The sequence below is a fragment of the Nitrospira defluvii genome, assembly GCF_905220995.1.
Lineage (GTDB): Bacteria > Nitrospirota > Nitrospiria > Nitrospirales > Nitrospiraceae > Nitrospira_A > Nitrospira_A defluvii_C.
The window spans coordinates 17,030-38,261 of sequence record NZ_CAJNBJ010000020.1 but is presented as its reverse complement, the minus strand read 5'-3'; the positions used below and the strand labels follow the sequence as shown (position 1 = coordinate 38,261).

At 60.4% G+C, this 21,232-nt stretch carries 8 protein-coding genes; 1 reads left to right on the top strand and 7 read right to left on the bottom strand.

The window, feature by feature from the left end; all coding sequences use genetic code 11:
* Window positions 1-593: 593 nt before the first annotated feature.
* The 6 genes from KJA79_RS20735 to KJA79_RS20710 are packed head-to-tail and all read right to left on the bottom strand — an operon-like array spanning window position 594 to window position 18,430.
* The gene (locus tag KJA79_RS20735; protein ID WP_213044005.1) at window positions 594-2,468 is read right to left on the bottom strand and encodes a hypothetical protein; all 1,875 of its coding nucleotides are present in this window, start codon (window positions 2,466-2,468) and stop codon (window positions 594-596) included.
* Complete coding sequence (locus tag KJA79_RS20730) at window positions 2,461-8,073, bottom strand: hypothetical protein (protein ID WP_213044004.1); 5,613 nt, start codon at window positions 8,071-8,073, stop codon at window positions 2,461-2,463. Before KJA79_RS20730 ends, KJA79_RS20735 begins: the two co-directional genes overlap by 8 nt.
* A complete protein-coding gene (locus KJA79_RS20725; protein ID WP_213044003.1) occupies window positions 8,070-11,474 on the bottom strand; it encodes a hypothetical protein in 3,405 nt (1,134 codons plus the stop codon). The genes KJA79_RS20730 and KJA79_RS20725 overlap by 4 nt, the downstream gene beginning before the upstream one ends.
* Window positions 11,471-14,926 carry a DUF6603 domain-containing protein gene (locus tag KJA79_RS20720; RefSeq protein ID WP_213044002.1) on the bottom strand — a complete coding sequence of 1,152 codons (3,456 nt, stop codon included), beginning with the start codon at window positions 14,924-14,926 and terminating at the stop codon, window positions 11,471-11,473. Before KJA79_RS20720 ends, KJA79_RS20725 begins: the two co-directional genes overlap by 4 nt.
* Complete coding sequence (locus KJA79_RS20715) at window positions 14,926-17,979, bottom strand: hypothetical protein (protein WP_213044001.1); 3,054 nt, start codon at window positions 17,977-17,979, stop codon at window positions 14,926-14,928. Before KJA79_RS20715 ends, KJA79_RS20720 begins: the two co-directional genes overlap by 1 nt.
* Window positions 17,969-18,430 (bottom strand): M64 family metallopeptidase, encoded by a 462-nt coding sequence (locus tag KJA79_RS20710; protein WP_213044000.1) that lies wholly within the window; start codon window positions 18,428-18,430, stop codon window positions 17,969-17,971. Before KJA79_RS20710 ends, KJA79_RS20715 begins: the two co-directional genes overlap by 11 nt.
* 627 nt (window positions 18,431-19,057) lie before the next feature.
* Between KJA79_RS20710 and KJA79_RS20705 the strand changes: the two genes are divergently transcribed.
* On the top strand, window positions 19,058-20,161 hold the full coding sequence (locus tag KJA79_RS20705) for a hypothetical protein (RefSeq protein ID WP_213043999.1): 1,104 nt from the start codon (window positions 19,058-19,060) through the stop codon (window positions 20,159-20,161).
* Window positions 20,162-20,184: 23 nt separating this feature from the next.
* Here KJA79_RS20705 and KJA79_RS20700 read toward each other — a convergent pair whose 3' ends face one another.
* Window positions 20,185-21,219, bottom strand: a complete 1,035-nt coding sequence (locus KJA79_RS20700; RefSeq protein WP_213043998.1) for an IS481 family transposase — start codon at window positions 21,217-21,219, stop codon at window positions 20,185-20,187.
* Between the last annotated feature and the right edge of the window lie 13 nt (window positions 21,220-21,232).

Sequence of the window (21,232 nt, the reverse complement as noted above, 5' to 3'; positions counted from 1 at the left end):
GCATATAGATTCAATAGTTTGTGAAAATGCGAGAGCTTCAGAATCGGTCCCTTCCAGGTGGATGATTCCAAGCTGCTCTTCCCCATATGCTGTGGTACCACGAAAGACTCTGAGATTCAGTAGCACGTGCGCTGGTTCTCTCTGGTGCGTATTTCTGCAATACATGGTTAGTTGACACTGTGTTCTCACCTCCCTCGTCTCGCACAATCCGGATGTGTCTTCCTCAAGGGAGACATTTCCGTCACATCCCTGCTGCTGACTCATCGGGGCTGTTGTGCATTGCTTGGTGCTCGCCAACCAGGTACAAGGCGATCTATTCGACCACCAGGATCGTCCCAAGTCGAAACGCTTGATAGACTGCGCTGGGTACAATTAATGCGGTAGGCAGCCGAGACGCTGGAATATGCGACAAGTGGATTAAGGAAAGCCTGGGAAGAGCAGCTGTACCGACGTTAACCAGCCTACACGCCTGATTGGGATGGGCTTCTTGCCGTTTATGCCTGCCTGACCCACAACCGCCGAAAAACATGCCAGAGCGTGGCAGGCAAGACAAGGAACTGAGGAAACTCAGGGGATGCTTCCTACGAATATTCCTAGCCTTGCCCCGTCGGCGCGTTCACGATACGGTCGAAGGCCAGTCCGCTTGATCCTTGGCCCCGCCCGGTTTGTTTCCGCGCCCCCAGCCATACGATCACCCGGCCATCGGTCCAACGCGTTCGCTGGTACGCCTGGCTGACCACGGCACCGGCTCGTGGCACTTCTTCCTCGTGAAGGAAGAAGGCTGCCTTCGGTGTCGCCTCCAGTCCGTCGCGCAGTAGCATGGTTCTGGGACGCACCTTGTCGGGAATTGGATTCGGATCGCCGTCGAGTAGGCGAGGCATCGCGGCGCGCTGGAGCTGGGTGGCGCGATTGTCCCCAGGCACGTGCACTGGGATGAACGGAATCCAGTTCTCCGGTACGGAACTCATCACCTTATAAATGATCGATGCGCCTGACACCGGTGCGGTGGACGCCGTGGTGTTGACCTGGAGCCATTCATCGAGAAGCCGTTGGTGGTAGGCCAGTGTTTCGCCGGCCGCTTCATCGCCAGGTTTTCCGTGCCCGGTGGGAAGCGGAATGGTCTTCTCGACACCCCAGACCATATTTGCCACCTCATCGCGCACCAACAGCACTTCCTCCAGCGGGCGTCCTTCCTGGATCTTCGGTACTGTAGGCAACAACAGCAGATTAGTATCCGCCTGCTGTCCCGGCCCATTGCCCTTCACCGATAGCGTGAACATGCTCCAGCGCTGCCACGCATCGTCAGCGCCGGCGGCCGCAATCCAGAACCGCTCCCCGAACACGTTGGTGACCGCCATACCCCGTACCCGCGCCAGCGATCCGGCATCGAGCGTGAGCGGGATCAGGAACCAGTCGTTGGCGTAAACGAGTCCGAACTCCAGGAACATCAGCTTTCCCAGGTCAGTCGTGGCCGGTGTGACTTGGCCGAAATTGATTCGGCGGTCCTCGAACGCCCACCAGCGCGTATTGGGCATCCCATCGTAGGAAATTGGCACAGGAATCAACGACTGGACCTGCTCATTCTGCGGATGGGGCGCTGGGTTCGATGGTGTCCCGAGGGTGTGCCGACTCCGGTCCACGTTGAGGTTGTACCAGTCGAGACGACCATGATAGTACTCCTCCGCCTCGAACACGGTCTCGGTCGCGCCTTCTGGCGCAGCGCAAGCGAACTTATACTCAAGTCGGTCGGATACCCAGGCATCTTCGTCCTTAGGCGGTTGCGTGAATGCCGTCATGAACCACTGAACGAACGCCCCAGCCACGTCATCGATTGCGCCATGGTGCATGCCGAGGATGCTCGGGATGTCATCCCATGCATGACGACCGGTACCACCCGTCAGGTAGGCGAAGAGTGCAGCGCCGTCCATACGCCGGCCCGCAACCGCCGCGGCAAGTTGGAATACCTCCTGATGCGCACAGATGTACGCGTCTTCCTCTGCCGTCGGATTGGGCGCTTTGATCGGATACTTCTCGACGAACGCATCCGTGTAGTCGGCAATCGGCTTAACCATCTTCAACCACTGCCGCCCCATCAGTAGGCGTATGTCCAGAGACATGGGATTGTTGCTCATCGTCAACGGAAGCGGGCGTCGTTCGACACGCGCCTCGAGTGGCATGGATTCATCGAAGGCTCGCGTGGTACCACGCGCCGCCTGATATGTTTGTAGTCGCGTTGTCGCAAGTTGAACCTTCACTGTGGCGGGCGAGCCGGCGTCGTCGCCCTGGAACTCGCCCATTTGCCATTGCTTCGAGAGCATGAACATGGCATCGCGCACTTCGGCCTTGAGCGCCCGGGCGAAATCAGGCCGGCGCGGACGGCCTTCCAGCCGGTTCCACGTTGTAATCGTGGGAAACTGTCGCTTCTCTAGCGCAGCCACGATGTCGGCGACGACATACTCTTCAGCCATCGGTATCCTCCTGTAGGTAGGCGAAGAAATCGTTGTTGCGCGCCAGATTGGTCATGATGGACACCTGGTATAGCGTTGCGGCCATCACCGTCATTGGTAGGAAGCGCGCGTACGCTGTCTCATCGATGTGCGCAGGTTCCACGGCGCGACTCTTCGCGCGGTCGAGCGTCTCGCTCACCGCATCCACGATGTCTTGCCACTGCCACGATCCGATGAAGGCCGGTGGGGTAACAAGTAGCAGCGCCTGCGGGGCTTCAGCGTTGGGACGATCGTAGTGAAAGGTGAGTCCAGTGGTCTCTTCCTTCGCCGGGATCACTTCCGTCCAGTCGTCGATCATCAGGCCGCATTGCCACTGCGTGTGGTCGAACGGCTGCACAAAGTGCGCGGTGTAGCAAAGGCGATCACCGTCAGGCACGTAGGTGGCTGGATACTCGAGCCCCAGCCAGTGCTCGCCGGCCTTCCAGGGGATCTGGAGTGGTAGCAGGTCGGGTTCCGTGGCGCCGAACGCCCCCTTGAGCATGACCGTCTGCTCCCAAGCCTGCATCTTCTCGCGAACACGCGCGATGCCGTACAGCCAAGTGTCGACCGGCTCCGGCGTCTTCTTTACGGTTCGCTGCCAGGTCAGTGGATCACCGGCAACGCTGGCATTGTATGCGGCCTGCAGAGTTGCGCCTTGGTCGTCATCAAGCCTGAACTCAGGTATCAGGAGCGCGTCGTCGCCGAGCAGCTTCTTTGCAGCCTCGCCGAGCAGGCGAGCCCGTGCCGCCGGTTCGGCTGAAGCATCGTGCTGGACGACGAGCGCGGCGGCCGGCGTCAGGCGGGCATCCTTGATGATCTTGATCAGCCGCTTCGCGCGAGCTAGCAGGTCGGCAGAAATGCTGACGAGGGCCTTGTCGAATTTCGCGAGGTCTACCAATTCCACGTCGAGCTGTGACAGGGCCGGTGGACCGTCGACAGCTGCATGCACGGCTGCGCGCAATGTCATGACGCTTTGCGTAACCATTGCCAGGATGTTGCGCAGCACCACGAGGCGAGCCGAAAACGTGTTGCGGGATGCGCCAATCGCCAATCGGTAATTGGCAGACGGCGGAGGCGGGATCGTGATTGTCGCACGCACGTAACGTTCAGCAGCGGCGAGCGCCGATAGGCGCTCGGTCTCCGTCATGCCAGCGGTTACCGTGTCGTAAGTGGCCAAGCGTGCATCGCACTCGGCGAGCCGGGTCGCGAAGCGGCCCGCCACCTGCTGCACTAAGTCCATGACTGAGCCGAACCAGACGCGCTTAAAATCGAGAATAAATCCCCAGCCCGCGTCGCCAAGACCGAATGTCGAGGCACGCACCAGAAAATCAGTGAAGCTTGCGAGCCGGTTGTCGAGCCCCGCTCGGATCTGGGTCTCGCGCGCCGCCTGCGCCGCCGGCGTCTCGCCAAGTGGAATCACATGCAATGGTTCCAAGGCGTCACGAAACGTAATGAGATCGTCGCGCAAATCCGTAAGCGCGGTCTGCACCTTTGTGATCCGCGCCGGCTCGACCTTGACTAGTGCGTCCATGGATGAGGATGCCCTGCCCTGGGCCACCGCATCGGTCGGCCGCAGAGGGCGCGAATGCAGCACGAGCGGTCGCAGGCTGCGAATCAGTGCCGCCAGCTCAAAGAACGTCACCATTCCGGCGATAGGCTTGCGATACAGTATCGTGACCGCGCAGTCGGCGCGAGGCACGAACTTCCGGTGCGTATAGAGCACGATCCGGTCGTCCAGCTCGCTCATCGCCTGCTCGGTTTCCAGCGATGCGGTGTAGAGCAAGTCGATCGGCTGAAGACCGATGTTTTCCTGTGTCACTGTACCCGTTTTGTGTGCATTGGTCGTCGGATCAAACCAGTGTACGGTACACGCTACCGTGTCCGGACCGGGCAGCAGTCCGGCGAGCCAGCTATTGAGTGCAGGCTCGGCACAGCCCCGCGGCGTCATCCAGGCCGCCGGCAACGGCATATTTCCGATCACGGCCGGCGTGACGTCCTTAGCCAAGCCGGGCTGCAAATGCAACGCCACGCGATGCGTCACGGTCCGCCCGCTTCGTGGCGTGTTGATGATCGCCGGCTCGGGGGGGAGTTGGCCGTTGCCCGAGCTTTCCAGTGTCGCGGCAACCCCGTCGTAGTTACCTTGCGCGGCGTGGTACACGCTATCGGCGATCTTCAGGTCGGCGATCGCGTCGGTGGTATCGATCAGCCGCGCGACCTCAGCGTTGATCGCATCCTGCTTGGCCTGATCGGCTGGCGGAAGGTCGGTGTACCCGAACGGGTACGACTGCGATGTCATGTTCTTGACGTGCTCAACCAGTTGCAGGCCGTCCACGACGTTCCTCGCCTCGATTGTTTCGATTGAGGCGGTCGGATCACTGGTATCTGGGTGCCGGTCGGCGACCAGCGGGAACTTCTTGCGCAAGGCGTGAATGTGTTCGTCCACCTCGCCAAGCGCCCAGGCATCGTGCAGCCCGCGCTCCAATTGGTAGCCGAGGAGCGCACCCAAACTCTGCCCCTGGCGAATTCCCTCCAGGAAGGACAGCGCCACGCGAACGCGCTGCGATGAAAGGTTGATTGCGAACGCGCCGGGATTGTCCGGGGAGGCGTTGGCCAGGTACCCGTTGCGCAGTACGGCCGCGGCGACTGCTTGATTTAGCGAGGGCGCATGAATGTAGCCGCCGTTGGTGGAGTCGTGCACCAAAGGCGGAAGGTCAGCTGCGTGGAACGATGCGTCGAGCCCCGGCGACGGTGGAACTGGATCGAGCTGTCGCGTCCGTGGCCGCACCTGCTCCAGCCAGCCGAATGCGCCCAGAAGTACGCCTTTCTTTGTGACGGCGGCACCGCCCTCGGTCTTGTAGCGCGCCGATGACAGCGCGTAGTGCACCAAGCCTTGCTGCCAGGCGTCAAGACGATACGTGCAAGTGTCGAGATGCTCGGCGAACAGCCGCTCCAGCCGAGCCGTCGGAAGAGTTTTCAATACATCGAGCGCGGCTAGCATGCGTTCGAGGCGTGATGTGGCTGGATTGGTACCGATGATACTCGTGATGTAGTCGGCGACGCGCACTGCCGGGTCGCCGGTCAGCTGGGCATTCTTCCCATAAAGTATCTGCCAACGGCTCTCGCCCGAGCGCGGCTCCTGCTGCACGTGAATAAAGGGTGACTCACGCCGCGCCGCTTTGATTGCCTCGGCATTCATGAACTCGCCCAACTGGCTCAGGCGCAGGCTCGAATCCCAATATGCTTGGAGCAGCGAGTGCCGCAGTAGCAGATAGAGCAGCGCCTTGGGAGCCTTGCCGTCGGTAAAGCCGGATTCCTGGCGCAATCTATCGAGCGAAGTTGCCGCCGCATTCTTCAACCACTCGATGTAGTTCCAAGGATCGGCCGAGATCTTCTGCAGCCCAGCGGTCTCTGAGAGCGGTGCGTCGTCCACAAAAGAGCCTTGTAACAGATTGATGTTTTCCAAGAAGAACCGCTTCAGAATGTCGGGAACAGCGCCACCCGCATAGCCAAGATGCGTCAGATGCGAGATGCCCGTGATCTCGTACTGAAACGCCGTTATCTGGGCCATGAAATCCGCGCCCCATCCGTAGAACCGCATGCGGTTGTACAGGTCGTCGAGGCTTTCGGCGTAACGCTGGTAGTGCTCGACCGACGCTGGATGCAGGCCAATAATGTCGAGCAGTACTTGGTGAGGATCGCCGGTGCCACCCACTCGCGAAACATTCTGTGCCATGTCGGCCCAATCGCCGCCCATCACCTTCAGCACCTTTTCAACCCGAGACAGCATTCCACGGAATCCAGGCGGATTGTCCGCGCCGGGGATGTCATGCAGGTCCTTCTGGTCAGGCCACTGCGATCGCGATATCACCGTCGTCGGGAGAATGCCGTACGGCTGGCGGCCCAAGCGGATGGCAGGCAACAGGCCACGCCCGGTCACAAAATGCTCGTAAAACCAGCGCACGCGGTCCACGTCGTCACCGTCGAGCACCGGGTGCATCATTGTTTCGAGACTGTAGCCGAGTGTGGCCGGCCAGAGCGCCACGTTCATAGCCTGCGCTTCGAGCTGATCGGTGTTCCGGCTTCCTCCCACCGTATTGAGAATCGCCGGATCGATGCCGAGTGCGTCGGACAGCCACTCCCCGTCAAACTTTCCGTTCCACGGCGCATTTGCCCGGAGAGCGGGGCCTGGGTGCAGCCGCTCGTCAAACGTCCGATCAGCCTCGTCAGTGCGCGTGAAGCCTGAGTTCTCGTCTTCGGTGTTGTTGGTAGGCGTGCCCTGCTTGATTATGGCAAACCCTGATGACCCATCGCGGTGATGCGCGAGCAATTCTTCGAGTAGCCGCTTGCCTTCCACGGCATTGGCAGACAAACGTAAGCCAATCACCAGTAGCCGCTCGAATCCTTGTGTCGCCATCTCAGGTGTCAGGTCCACGCGGAAGCCCATTCCGATTTGCACGGCGCGATCAAAGTCGGTCAACCACTTCAAATCTGGGCCGACCATGATCTCGCCGTTTTCTTGTCGGAATTGCTCGGCGTCAGGTGCTTGCGGGTCCGGGCCTACGGTGAGGGGCCAGGGAATCGGATTGCCGATCTCCTCTATTACCTTGACGCCACCTTTGTCGTAGGCGAGCAGAACGAAGCGATCTGGCAATAGGTGTGAACGTGCAGGTTGATTCCATGATCGAATCGCTGCGGCCTGCTCGGCGGTTCTCGGGAACTCCACGAACTCAACAGTGACGTTCACTTGGTTGCGTGCGCGACCAGGCGGCGGCTCGTCACTCAGGTTGACCGGCTCGTAGTCGTCAATCAGCTCCTGTGCACGCACGTCATTCCCAATCCTGGTACGCAGGTTCGTCGTCGCCTGATCGATATCGACAGGCTTGCCGTTGGCTAGCCACACTGCTTTCCAGAACGCACTTACTTCAGCAGCTTCGGGATTGAGAATCGGTGTCTCGGTCGGTATGACCAGCACGAGCGCGTTGTTGGCCTGATTGTTGGGCTTCGTGCCGATGTTGAGCGGCCGGTAGTTCGCCTCCAGCCACCCCGCGCGGCCGGACCCGTGGCTTGCCACGAATGAACGCCACGCGCCACGCTCCTGCGCCTCAATGCCACGCGCCTTCCACATGTTGACCCAATAACGCTGAGTACTCGCGATCTCGGTCTCAGACGGCAGTGGCTCGAAAGAGTCGACCAGGCAGTCGTCAGGATAGACGCGAGTCCAGAGCTGCGGTATTGCGACTCCGGCGCGCTTGACCGAACCGAATCGAGTTTCGAGACGCAGCGGGAACATCAGGAAGGGTGTGGTATCGTCGAGCATCGACGCACCGGTTCTCGGATCGGTGAACTCCTTGAAGGCCTCGCGCCTGTTGGTGAACGCGGTCGTCCTCTTGCGCGCCGTTTCCGCGTGCTCCTTAAGTTGTTCTTGGTGCGTTTGTTCTGGCCGACCGACGCGCGTGGCACGCTTCAGGCCTTCACGCGTTTGGAACAGCGCCACGCGCGCCTCGTCGGCCTTACGAGCTGCGTCGGCAACGGCTGACTGAGCCACCTCGAAACGGTGCCGTTCTTCTGGGGTTGGCAACGGACTCATTGACCCTCCGGCCGGAGCATTTCGGCGCCATGGACAGCGACCAGCACCGGTGCCTGGTACAGTACGTAGGCCACGTCAGCCGCGTTCATGTCCTTGTTCCACTTGATGGCCACATCATCTTGGTGCTGTTCTTTCTTCTCATCCGGCAAGGTCAGCCCCTTCACCTCAAAGGCGCTCATGGTGCTGTCGATCACTACGTAGGAGCCCGCCGGTCCCGATTGTACGTTGTCCCAACCGAGGTCATTCCAGACGTGAATCTTGCTCGGATCGGCGGCACCGATGTCGAAGCCGAAACGGGGCTCTCCCGGCCGCTCTTTGATTATGAAGAACCAGCCTGGATCGTCGCCAGGATCTTCGCCGGTGCCGCCCTTGACTTCTGAGTCCGTCAGGTCAAATCCAAAGAAAAAAATGTCGGGGTCTACTTTGGCTTCGTACTGCGGGGTGCGCACTTTTGATTTCGGCGGGTTATCTTCTTCGGCCGCTGTAAGAGCCACCAAGCGGCGCTCTTGAGTAGGGTCGATGTCCTTGCTTCCATCAGTCTTGAGCTGCCACTCGGCGCGGTGCGCGTAAATGACCGCGTTCGGATACTTCTTGAGGAGCTCGCCACGAATCGTGAGCACCAATTCGTTCTTTGCGGCGCCGCTGCTTTGACGGTTGTCGTGATCCTTCAGAGAGGACGTTCGGGACCACTGATGCAACTTCGTGATATCGCGCAGCTTCTCCTTCTGAGCCTCTGGATCGGCCTCTGGTTGCGCGTCCAGGAACGCTCTGACATCCCAGAATTGCCGGAAGTAGCTGCCATGCTGGTCGGTTGGATACTCGCGCCACATCAACTCGCGACCGAGCTCGTGGTTCAGCCCGATCATGTACGCTTCAATAAATGAAAAATTTTGTTCCAGCAAAATGATGGTGTTTTGCTCGATCAGATTCAAGTTCGGCAAAAACAGCTCAGATGAGATGTCGATCAATGGTTTATACATTGGCATGTCGAACTGAGGATAAGCGAATGGTTCCCGGAACTGCTCTGTCACCATTGGGGCGAGCCGAGTGGGCAGCTTGATACCGGTGAGCGTACGTAGCGGAACGGTAACATCGGGATTGATGGCTGTCACAACTGCAGCTGCAATGGTAGTAAAAGTAAGGGATGCGCCGGCAGGCCCCTTGGCCGCTTCGCCAGCTGCGGCGGCCTTGCTGCCGCCGATGAGCGTGCGCGCGCCGCGCAGGCCATCCTTAAAGTTGGTGCCCTCAAGGCTGTCGCTAGAGCCGGTGGCGGGCGCCGGGTCCTGCCCCGGCTGCGCGATGGTGAAATGGGGGAGTTTTGGCATGGAAGCCACATCGGCTGGCGTGGCGACGACGTCGTCGAGCGTGTCGGCCTTTGTGAGGTCTGCGCTCCAGCGCCGCAACACCGCGAACAGCACCGCGGCAACACCACCGATGGCCGTCGCGATCGTTGAGCCGGAAGGCAGCAGCATCCACAGTAATAGGGCCGTAATCAGCAACAACAGCAGTATCACCCACGGTAGGAAACGAAGCTTCCGTAGCCAGTTCATGAGGAAACCCGGTATTGGCGGCCGTAGCTTGGCGGCCACGTCGCCAGGAGTCACGAGTTTGGGGGGCCGGATACGTGGAGGCGCGGCGCTGACCTCCTTGTTGTTCAGTCGGCGTAGTAGGTCCTGCGGTTGTCCGGGCGCGGCAATGGGCAGCGCTGTGGCTAGCCTGGCACGCGGGCGCAGCATCCGACGCACGGGCGCCGACATAGCTGCAGCGGGCAATGCGCTCTGGCGTATGGTGTGAGCGACGGTCAGGTTCCCGGCTATGATGCGGTTGTGAACCGGCGCGGCAATGGTGAACGCGCGCTCGGGATTTGTCGTCAACATCGGCTTGATATGACGGGCATACCAGATCCACGACACCTGTTTGACTAACTGACCGTCTCGAATGCGTCGCTGTGCTTCGAGCACCGCGCCGATCTGCTGCCACGCCGCAGCCATCAGATCTTCCTGCTTCTGCTGTACCACCTTTGTCCCGAATCCGGCCGTCACTCGGTGACGCGGATCGAGGTTAAGCTGGTGGAACCAGTTGTTCCGATTTAGCACGTTCGTTCCGTCGCGCTCCTTGAGCAGACGCCGCTGCAATGCGTGCCACTGGCCGTATAGCGGCGGCGTGATCAGGGGGTCCTGGTCTCCTGCCAGGCCAGGAGTCAGGGCAGCGGCACTATTCGCGGCCGGGGCCGCCTTTACCTGATAGTCGTCAGCCAGATTGATCAGCGTGGCGAGTTTCTCTTGAAAGGGCCGTGGATAGGGTGTTGCCCAGTTCTCGTGTGCCTGAAGGTAGGCCCAGTCAGGGTCACTGAGCGCCTTGCGTGGGACCTTAAGTGCGCCACCGAGCTTGAGCACGCCTGCCAGAGCGGGGTCAGCGATCCCTGGGAGGTTCGCGTCTGGGTCCTGCACGTCCATGTCGCGGGTACCGACGCGCTTGTCCACAGTACGTGGCTTCAGCAAACGCACCAAGTACTCAAAGTCACCGACTGTGCCAGTGCGGAAGTACCAACGGTGGTAATACGGGTAGTTGGTGCCCTGCTCACGTGGTATTGATGCCGCGCCCGGGTACGTGCCCCACGCCGACTGCATCGCTTCGGGCGCCTTGGACGGGTCCAGCCCAAGGCCTGCTAGTCGCCCGGTCTCGAAAACCGGCACAACAAAGGCGTGATACGCCGTGTTGTCTTTGAGCTTGCGTGGGCAGATGAGACGCGAATAGGCCAAGTCGGCATTCTCGTCAAGCGTCTGCTCCAGCCGCTGCACGGCTGGATGGCTGGGATTGGTGCCCGCTGGCACGGCCGTGCCGAGGGCCGGGGTTCGCATGCCGGTATCGATCATGCTGCGATTGACGTGGACATGAGCCCAGGCCCACAGCTGATCCGCAGGCGGAAAGCGCGCGGGATCATCGACAACGATATAGGGCAGTGATCGGTCACCGAGGTTGGCGCCTTCCTTGAACTCCGTTCCTTCCTCAAGCACCACCAGTGCGATCCAGGGACGAAGCCGATGCGTGGCGGTGTCGGCCTTGGCTGGCGTGTAGCGCCAAGGAAAGTCCTCGTCGTAGAATTCGATGCAGGGGACATAGTTTGGCTCGAAGTTGGTGATCCAGTCGCGCGGTTCGGTACGAACGATGGCACGTGACTCGATGCCGACAATGTCGCCCGGGCCGGCGAGCGGAACGTTCCGTGGAGCGAGCGGAATCTGCTGCACCAGGTTGGCTGACAGGCCGCTGCCCGTTAGCTCGAGGGCGATTGGAATTTCCGACCGCAGCTTCACGCGTCCGGCAGTATCAGTATCGGTGATCTGGTTGCCCAGTCCCTGTCGCAACCAGGGGAAGAATGAGTAGGCAGGGCGGCTGCTCACGCTACCCTCCTAATCTCAAAGTCTGGTAAAACATGCATCGTGTTGGCAAGTCCTGGATTCTTGGCGATGGCCTGCTCCATATACTCCTTCGCTTCATGGTAGCTTCCGAACACGCCGGTCCCAGCGACCATCGTATTGTTCGTAGTGTTTGCCACCCCAAATCTTTCGGACCTCGTCTTGATGGTTTCCTGGAACGGCTGCATCTGGTTCTTGAGCCGAGCCGAGAGCGAAGAGCGCGAGGCAGCGTTGCCACCCAGGAAGTGGTGGAACAGCGAGCCGCTGAAGGTCACGAACCGTTTCTGGAATCGCTTGAAGTTGGTGTCGAGGATGATCTGCTCGTAGCGCACAATGCGACGGACCACGAGGCTCGAGCGCAAGGCATCGCCGGTGGCCGAAATATCTACGCCGCCGTCTTCCTGCGAGAAGGCCGGCGCGGCCAGCTTTTCGTTCCTGCTCATGGCGTGGAACTGGGCCGGCGCGAACTCCTCTCGCACCACCTTGGCGATGGCTAAGCCCGGCGTCTTCACAGCCAGGGCGAAACGGTTCGCGTCGGCTGGTTTCTGCGTGCCGAAGAGATCGATCTTGCTGTTCAGCGGCACCGTGCGCTGTGTGATGCGGAGGGTGCCGACCGGATGGAGCACGAACTCCTTGGTCTCGCCCACCACGCGCAATGACACGAGGAGGTTGCCGCTCTTCGGTGGCAGAGCGCTCCAGTTCGGCTCCTTGGCCAGCTCCTCGGCGAGGAGGGGGAAGACCTCGATCGGCGGGAGCGTGGTGTCTTTCTCCTCCCCCCACGTCTCGTCGAAATTCGCCGAAACGTCGAAGAAGAAAAACGAGATTGAGCCACGCCCGCGCGCATGCCACGGGGTTGGGCCTTCGAGCGCCAGCTCTAGCGAGATGCTGAAGACGCCCATGCCGAAGACCTTGAGTGACACCGACGCGCCTAGCTCGATGACAAAGTAGAACGGCGAGAACTGGAACAATGCGTCGAATTGGAAGTGACCGTCCACGCTGATCGCGCTGAAGCCGAAGAACAGCTCGGCGGAGGCGCCGAACTGTACAGTGTTGGTCGTAACGGCGAAGTAGGACGACACGCGGATCCGGGCCTGGTCCTCGTCGAGGATGCAGAGGGCCAGGCGCTTAGGAGACGGGAACGGCAGTGGTGGCGGCGTGAAGCGCGGGTGGAAACCGCCCACGCTAAGTACGAAGTCCGCGTCGTCGCCCCAGGCGAATAGTACGCCCATTTCGCCTTCGAGCGTAAACGTCATGATTTTCGAGTCGAAGATGCCAGCGAAGAGCCAGAGCCGCTTCTTGTCGAACTCGATCGCGCCGACGAATGCCACTTGGAGCACGAGAACCGGCGCCTTCGCGTCGGGCAGGACACACTTCAGGACGCCGAGGATAGCGAGGTTGCCCGGGATCTCGATGATGACTCCGAGTGACAGCGTGATGAGCGGAGGCGAGCCCCAGCCAAGCTTGGCCATGGGACCGATGAGGAACTTGCCTTCGAACGCTGGGAAGATGGCACGCAGGTCGCTGATGATGCGGGGTGCGTTAGCCACCACGTTCTTGGGGAACATGATGTTGTTCACCGCGCCGGTACGTACACCGTCGGCCAGCGGCTGGAGCTTGACGGTGCGGTTCAGGCCGAGCAGTCCGCCGACGCCGATAAGCGTGAAGCCGAAGCCGAGCTGGATGCCGGTGCCGAACTCGGCGGTAATGATAATGAGGAGGGAGAACCCCTTGGATCCGTCGGGCATCCGCGTGGTGACGAGCCCGACCGCAGTTAGAGTGAGGAAGTTGGCAATGGACAGTTCAAGGACGCCAGCGTATTCCTCCTTGTCGAAGTCGAAGTAGAGGTAACCGCCGCCCTTTACCGTCCCAGCATCGATTGACAGCCCGAGACCGTTCGGTGGCTTGAATCCCATTCCGATATTGAAGCGACCGCTCTTACCGTCTGCTGGGTTAGGAAATTGCGCGACGAGCTTTAGACCCACGCGCTCGACTACGAAGGCAAGTGGTCCAAGTTTTCCTGAGACGGTTGCACCTACTTCAACATCCACATCCTGTCCGCGGGGCTTCACACCGAGAGTGAGTCCCTGAAATTCGATGGGTCCAAGCGTAACGTGCAACGGAATGCTCGTTTCCAACCCACCCGAACCCGTAAAGACAAGACCCGAACGTCTCGATAGGCGTATACCGAAGGACATTTCTGCGGAAATTCCTTCAGTGCCTAGCAAGCTGCCAAGGAATGAATCTGCCTCGTCCGGCGCTGGTTTGACGACGATGCGTGCGCCATCGAGTTGCGCGTCGACGAAAGCATCAAGCGTATTCGGCGGCACTAACTCTGCCCCGATCGCAAAACTCAGCGTGTTAATGTCGAGCCGGGTCCCGCCGGCGTTACCGAACAGGACCAGCGGACCGAGCACCAGCCCATCTCGCCGCACACCGACGCTAACGCCTGCGCTCACCGCGCCGGCGAGCACGATGTTCGCACCGCCGGGTTGGACAGTCAGCGTGAGCCCCTGGGCCGCGAAATCGGCGCCAATCACCAGGTTCCAACCCTCACGAAGGTCGATCGCCATATCGAACGAGCCGTCGACATAGGGCTCGATCGCGAGACCGCTATTGGTCACGTCGGCGGGGTCGTCGTGGCGACGGACCCGGAGACCGGCGAGGACGCCCGCGAGACCGTCGGCCGGCGTCGATATCGTCCCCGCGAACAGCGGGACATCAAGTTGAGTCCCAGTTGGCGCGTCAGCATCGACAGGATCGGGGATCGGCAGCGCAAGCCCGAACACCCCCGAGAGCCACATGAACGCGTTGATTCGCTCGAGCAGAATCTCGGCGTGGAACGGATTGCGGTGCCACCCATACTCCTCGGCGAGGATCGCCTTCGGATCGGTGAACAACTTCGGGATTCGATCCCATCGCACCTCGATCTTGTTGTAGAACGGGTTGTAGTCGCCCTCAGCGACTGCGGTCTGGGTCACGATACCAAGGATTGCGAGCAGACTCTCGAGTTTAGGGTATTTGCGCCGCAGGTACGTAACGATCAGGTAGTCGACGAGCCGCAACGGTAGCTGATCGATCCCAGCGTGTTGCAGGAATGCCGCGTCAGGGATCGCTGCCTGCGCGCGCAAGGGCAAACCGTCGGCTGTCTTCGCCGCCTTGATCACCGCGGCGATCAGATCCAACACCTTCTTGAGGAAGGACGGTTGGTTGTACGACCCGTCGGCGTATGCGTCGACGACCGCGGTCAGCGAAGCCGCGAGCGCGGAGGCGCTCGTCGAGACGTCATCGAACAGGTCAGGCAAGTCGGATCCGGCTGGCAGCCTGTAACCAAGTCGCGCGACCAAGTCCGCGCCATCATCAACACCGAGGATAGTGGTTATCTCGCCGAGCGCCTCCGCGACCGGAACCATGAGCGCATCGAGCGTTCCGCGCGTCACTAGACCCCCCACTTGGCAACGGTACGGGTCGCTGCGGCCGTGGTGTCAGCCGATGCCGCTGCGAAGTTCTGTGGCGCCTCGTTGTCGAGGTAACGAAGGCGGAGAAACGCATCGAGGCCGATCACGAACCGCACCATGTTGCCGATCACAACGCGATCGCGACGATGTTTGAACAGTAGAAAGTCGCGATACTGCAGCGGGGACCCGACCATCGCGGTTTCTGCGGTCTTGATTGTATCGGCCCAAGTGCTGGGCCCGCCGTTGTATCCGATGTAGACCATCCCGTAATAGCTGAGGTAGTCCTTCCACTCCGTGTCGGCGGGCGTCTTACCGGTCAGATCCGGTGGCGGGGCCACCCAAGAAGCATTGCGAGTCCACGCCCCGTTCACGAAGGCGCTGGTGTTCCCGAGTATCCCCGCTTCGATCTCCCGAAAGTAGGCGACCATCAGAGAAATCCCCGCCCAGTGCATACGGCGGTGCAACTTCCAGATCCTTGGGGTGCCGCGTGGGCCGATCGGCGCAGGCGATGGCACGAACGTCCCAAACACGCGGCTGCTGATGTAGCGCCCGACCGACTCGTCAGGGTCCAGCGCGATCACTCCGGCTTTGACGGCGCCGGAGAGTCCTTCACTCATGCCGATGACCGCGTCTGCCGGCAGGACGGTGCGGCCGTCGACACCGTCATCGGTATTCGGGGTCGCGTAGTGATCGAGCCCGTAGGGATAGCTGAGCCACGCCTCGCGGGCCATCTGCACGTCAGGGCCTGGATATGTGGCGCGCAAGCGCGCCACAGGCGCGATATCGGCGCGACGCAGTGCTTCCCAGAGGAGCGTGGCACCCTCCGTTCGCGTGTAACGTACGCGTCGGTTGATCGCCGCGAACTGCTTCACGCCTTCACGCTCCATCAGCGCGAGGACGACCGGCAGCGGAAGCGCCCGGTCAGGAGACACGCGCATGCGCTCGGTCGCAAGCCAGGCAGACTCGATGTCGAACGTGTCGAATCCGGTTGGCGAACCAAAAATGAGGTCGTCGAAACTCAGCACTCCCGACAACGCTGCGGGATGAGTCTGATCGTCGTTGTATGGTTTTCGGGGTGACGGATCCTTGTCGTTGTCCGTTCCGTCGGCGTTCAGGTGGTGCCACTTGGTCCCGACCTTGGTGAAACCCACCTTGCTGTCCCACCATCCTAGGGATGCAATCCCCAGAACCTCCATTCCTGCGGCATCCATCTGGCGACGAAGATGGACCGCCTTCTCGTGTTGGTCAGCGCGTAATGGGGCGACGAGGGGATGTCCACGGAAACGGGGATCTGCTTTGTCGACCAATGACATGAGGTCAACGAACGGTTCCTCCACGTTCGTGAAATGGGTCCCGCGCGTCAGCTCGAGCAGCCAGTCGGTGGTCGTATGTAGAGGGTTTGTCGCGATCGTCCCCGCGGTGAACCAGCAGGCGTGTCCGACCTGCTTGCCGGTGTAGGCCGACAGATCCCCCGCCCGCCCGGCCGTTGGCTTGCTGGCTGGCGCCGGCGCCGCGACACCGAACACCGCGGCAGCGAGATCCCCGGCATGAAGCGCCTCAAGTTCGTAGGTCGTGACCCCATCCACCGGGAAGGCGGTCCCTGGAGCCGCCGAGGCGTAGACCGGCGCAGGTCGACCGAGCGGGGCACCCGCCCAGCACGCGACCCAGCGCTGGTTGGGATCCTCGATCAACCTCAACCGCTGATGCTGTTCCTTGGCCGCCTTGGCCACTGCATCGTTCGCAGTGAAGGGCGGCTGATCGCTCGGCACGGGGAACCGTGCAGCGTTCTGCCCATTGAGAGCAAGAACCTCGGTCCACGAGTACCCGGCGAGCCGGCGCGCGTAGACGTTACGCGAGAAGAACATCAGGGACTCGAGCAAGTTGGCCGAGCCGATCACCTGCGTCGCGATCAGTATCAGTGCAGCCGCGTCGCTCGCTTTCGGCTCACCCTTCTTTAGCGTGGCAGTCCACGTTGCGGGGATCGCTTCAGCCGCGGTTATGTCCTCGATACGCCACCGCAGCACCGCCACCGACAAGAACGCGGTCCACGCCCTCAGCATGCGACTCACTCCCGCGACAACCCAGCCCATCACCTCGGGGCTGCTCCCGGGGATGGCGAGACGCGCCTCGGCGCCAGCTTCGTTCTTGTGCGCGGCGTTAAGTGCTTCTAGGTGGCGAAGCTGGAACGCGAGCAGCGCATGGACGAACTCCGAGACGTCAGCTCGGCTTACGTGATCGAACGCGAATGTTCGCGCCTCGAACAGCAGCGTGTGCGTACCCTCGACGGATCTCGCGGTGCTGAGTGGCGGCTGCTCGATCAAGAGTCGGCCGGTCGAGCTCGGGCCGATGACCTCGAGCGTGGTCGCGCCAGACCAACGGTACAGGTAGTACGGATCGAACCGGAACCGGCCGCTCACAGGCGAGCGAAGTAATAGCCGATCAAGCTCCCCGAGCGAGGTCTTCGATGTCGTCAGCAACAACTCCGGTACTGCCGCCGACGGCATGCCGTTGATGTCGAGAATCCCCAATTGGTTGATTGCAAGAGTTGCCGGTAACCATGGCACGGGCTTGGTCTCGAAGTACATTTCAACGGAATCCACACCGAGCCGAGGAATCGGCATTGGCGAGAAAGAAAGCGCGCGCGGATCGGTCGGGACCTTGTCCTGTAGCTTGGCGTCTACCGCACTCACGCTGCCTGGTGCCGGTGCAGCAGGCTGGAACGCCGTTGTTCCCAACAGCGTCATTCTCTCGTTCATTGTCGCGGCTGAGAGCGTCTCCCGCGACGCCGGCACCAAGTCACGGCCGTGGCGAGGCAGTAGCACGCGTGAAGCAGCTCCCACCCCACGAACCTCCGCCGCAGGCGGATCCTTGAAATATCGTCCATGCGTACTGATTGGGGTCGTCGCCGTCACGTCAAGTGCCCCTGCGTACTGCACGCGCTCAGCCGCGGTGATCCCCGACGGTGGTACCGCGACTGGAAGCGAGAAGTACCTCGCCCAGTCGATGTCGCAGACCGGTGCGACATTACGTGGCATGACAAACCTCAATACTCCTCACGTGTGTCGTGAGGTCGAACCCCGACGCTGGCGCGCCGATCGTGAAGAACTGGTCGAGCGGAGTTTCCTCGCTGTCGGCCAATAGCGTTTCTCCCGCCACCCAGGCATTAATCTTCAACTGATTGAGCGAGAGCACGCCAGTTGTGGTGGCGAGCGATGACTCGAATTCCGTGCAATTGGCAGGGGCCGGCGTGTTGATGGGGGGGCCACTCTGGCCACTCGGTGTAAAGCCTGCGTAGATGCTTAGCCAGCCCGGGTACATGCGAGTCAGGCCGAATGGCGCCGTACCGAAGAGCGCTTCGATGAGATCTACGCAGTCGCCAATGAAGCGCGCAGTCTCATTGGCGAGGTAGCCCTCGGCCACCAAGATAAGCTTGAAGGAGTTGTACGGCGAATTGCTGAAACCGCCGGGAAACAGTTTTCTCAGCATTGCGCGAACCTTCCAGCCCTGAGAGAGAGGCTGTCGGTGTGCGGTTTTAATCGATACGGCGCCGACCGTATGGACCTGTAAGCCGTGACAGTCGACTCTTCGACGCATCTGTTCGAACCGGCCAAGCGCCGCCCGAGATGAGAGTTGTAAACTGTGGGCAGGTTGAACTGTGGGATTGCTAAGCGCGCCGCGCTATGCGGCCTTTTCACTGTGAATGGAATTGTTTTGGCACGCATAGGTTCTCCTTCATTGCTGCCTAACTACGTTGTAGTCAGCTGCCGAGCCCATCACGTTCAGAGGTGGTCTATATTCAGCAGCTTCGTATTCCTTGATGTCGGATCGTAATACTTATGCGCCACTTCTGAATATGTGTCAATGAGGCTTCCCTGGATGCGTATTCCGGTTTTCTTGGTCAGGCGGTCTGGCGATCTCGACCAGTCTTTCCGGATGGCCGCGGACATCAGAAACGGTGGGCGTGATCAGAAGAGGCGCATCAATGCGGCCACCATACTTGATCGTATCTAGTTAGATACGTCATGGATCAGCGGACTTCCCTCGCCGTACCTCTCTCTGCTTCGGTATAAACTTCTCTTCCAACTAGTACCGCATCTATTTGGAGGAGAAGCCATGTTTGAATCACAGCGAAAAGGCGCAGTTGTTACTCGACAATTGTTATACGACCAAGTCTGGGCCACACCGATGGCGAGGTTGGCCAAAGAGTATGGGATCTCAGACGTGGCCTTGGCCAAGATCTGCAAAAGGCTGAAGGTTCCCTACCCTGGGCGCGGTTACTGGCGAAGAAAAGAGACGGGCAAATCCGTCAAGCAGCCTCCGCTCACACCCAACTCAGATCCAGCCAAACAGGATGTGACGATTCATCCTACTATTCGCCCCGACTCCCTAGAGCCTGTCTCAGAAGAAACCACTCAACGGATCACAGCCGAGCAAACTCCTGAACAGAAGATCGAGGTACCTGATCGTCTCGGCAAAACGCATCGACTGCTGAGTGGACAGCTCACCGAGTGGCGATCGGCCTCAGTTGATGAGTATGGCGCGATTCGGTCAGGCAGTTTGAGGCAGCTCAATATTCGAGTCAGTCCACAACACCTCTCTCGGGCGGTGCGCATCATGAACGCTCTCCTCCTCGCATTGGAGGCTCGCGGCCATCAGGTCGGCATTCAGGACGGATTCAAGAAAGCATTTGGTGTCCGTATGAATGGAGCGCCTGTGGAGTTTGGGCTCGAAGAGAAGTTTCAACGGATAGAGCGTTCGGAAGAGAAGAGCCGAAAACAGGATCCCTGGGGATACCGTCGCTTTGAGTACGTCTCCACCGGGATGCTGATGTTGAAGATCACCGAATGGGGAGCCGATGGGCTGCAGAAGACCTGGAGCGATGGGAAAACCGCTAAACTTGAAAATTGTCTGAATGACTTCGTCGTGGGACTCTTGAGGGTTGCGGAAGCGGTCAAAGCACGTCGGCTAAAGCAGGAGCACGAGGAACAGCTCAGACGGGAAGCCGAACGTCGACGTCAGGAAGAAGCGATCAAGCGGCAAGAAGAGTTGGCTAGACTGCAGGCTTTGGAGCAGGAAGCCGCAAATTGGGCAAAGGCCCAGCAGCTAAGAGCCTACCTGTCAGCACTCAAGGACATGCTGACCACCAAACATGGCGCGATCCAGCCAGGAAGCCAAGCAGATCAATGGCTTATCTGTATAGCTCAAGACTTCATCTGACAGACAGCGAGTCCTCTCCGGGTTTAGGCCGCTAGTATTTTCTCTTTCGCCAAGGGCACAGTGTCCGCGAATGTTTGCCACGGCGTTTTGCCGTAGCACCAGCGTCCCTGGTGGGATCGCTGCTCGTTGTACTCCTGCACCCAGTGATCCAAGTCGGCCTGCAGTTCGTCCAGCGTCCGATAGATCTTCTTCCGGAACGCCACTCGGTAAAATTCATTCAGCATCGTCTTGTGGAACCGTTCACAGATCCCATTGGTCTGGGGATGCCGCGTCTTGGTGCGCGTGTGGTCGATGTTCTCCACGGCAAGGTACAGCTCGTACTCGTGGCGCTCCGGCGCCCCGCAGTACTCCGTGCCGCGGTCGGTGAGGACCCGGTTCAGCGGAATCTCGTGCTGGTCGAAGAATGGCAACACACGATCATTGAGCAAGTCCGCGGCGGTGATCGGTGTCTTCCGGTCATAGAGTTTTGCGAACCCCACCTTGCTGTAGGTGTCGATGAAGGTCTGTTGATAGATCCGACCCACGCCCTTCAAGGTCCCAACATAGAACGTGTCCTGTGCGCCGCAGTAGCCCGGACATTCGCTCTCGAATTCGCCATGGGCTTCTTTGTCGGCCGTGGCCTTCTCCAGCGCAACGACCTGCGCCTCGGTCAGCACGAGGCCTTCTTGGGCGACCTTGGCCTCCAAGGCCTTCAGCCGCTTCCGCATGGTCTCCAGATCATGCCGGAGCCAGATACACCGGCCGCCTGCGGGGGAGATCGTCAGGGCTCGTTTGCGGAGTTCATTCGCCACGCGTAGTTGGCCCCAGGCGGGTTGCTCAATAGCTATTTGCACGATGGCCTGCTCCACATCGGGGGAGACCCGATTCTTCAGCAATGGTTTCTGGCGGGAGATCTCTTGAAGCGCAGCCTCTCCCCCCATCTCGTAGAGTTCTTTGAACCGGTAGAAACTATCGCGGCTATAGCCCATCACCTGGCAGGCCTTGGAGACATTGCCCAGGTGTTTCGCCAATTCCAACACGCCCACCTTGGTCTTGATGATCTTCTGCTCTGTCGTCATGGTCCTCACTCCT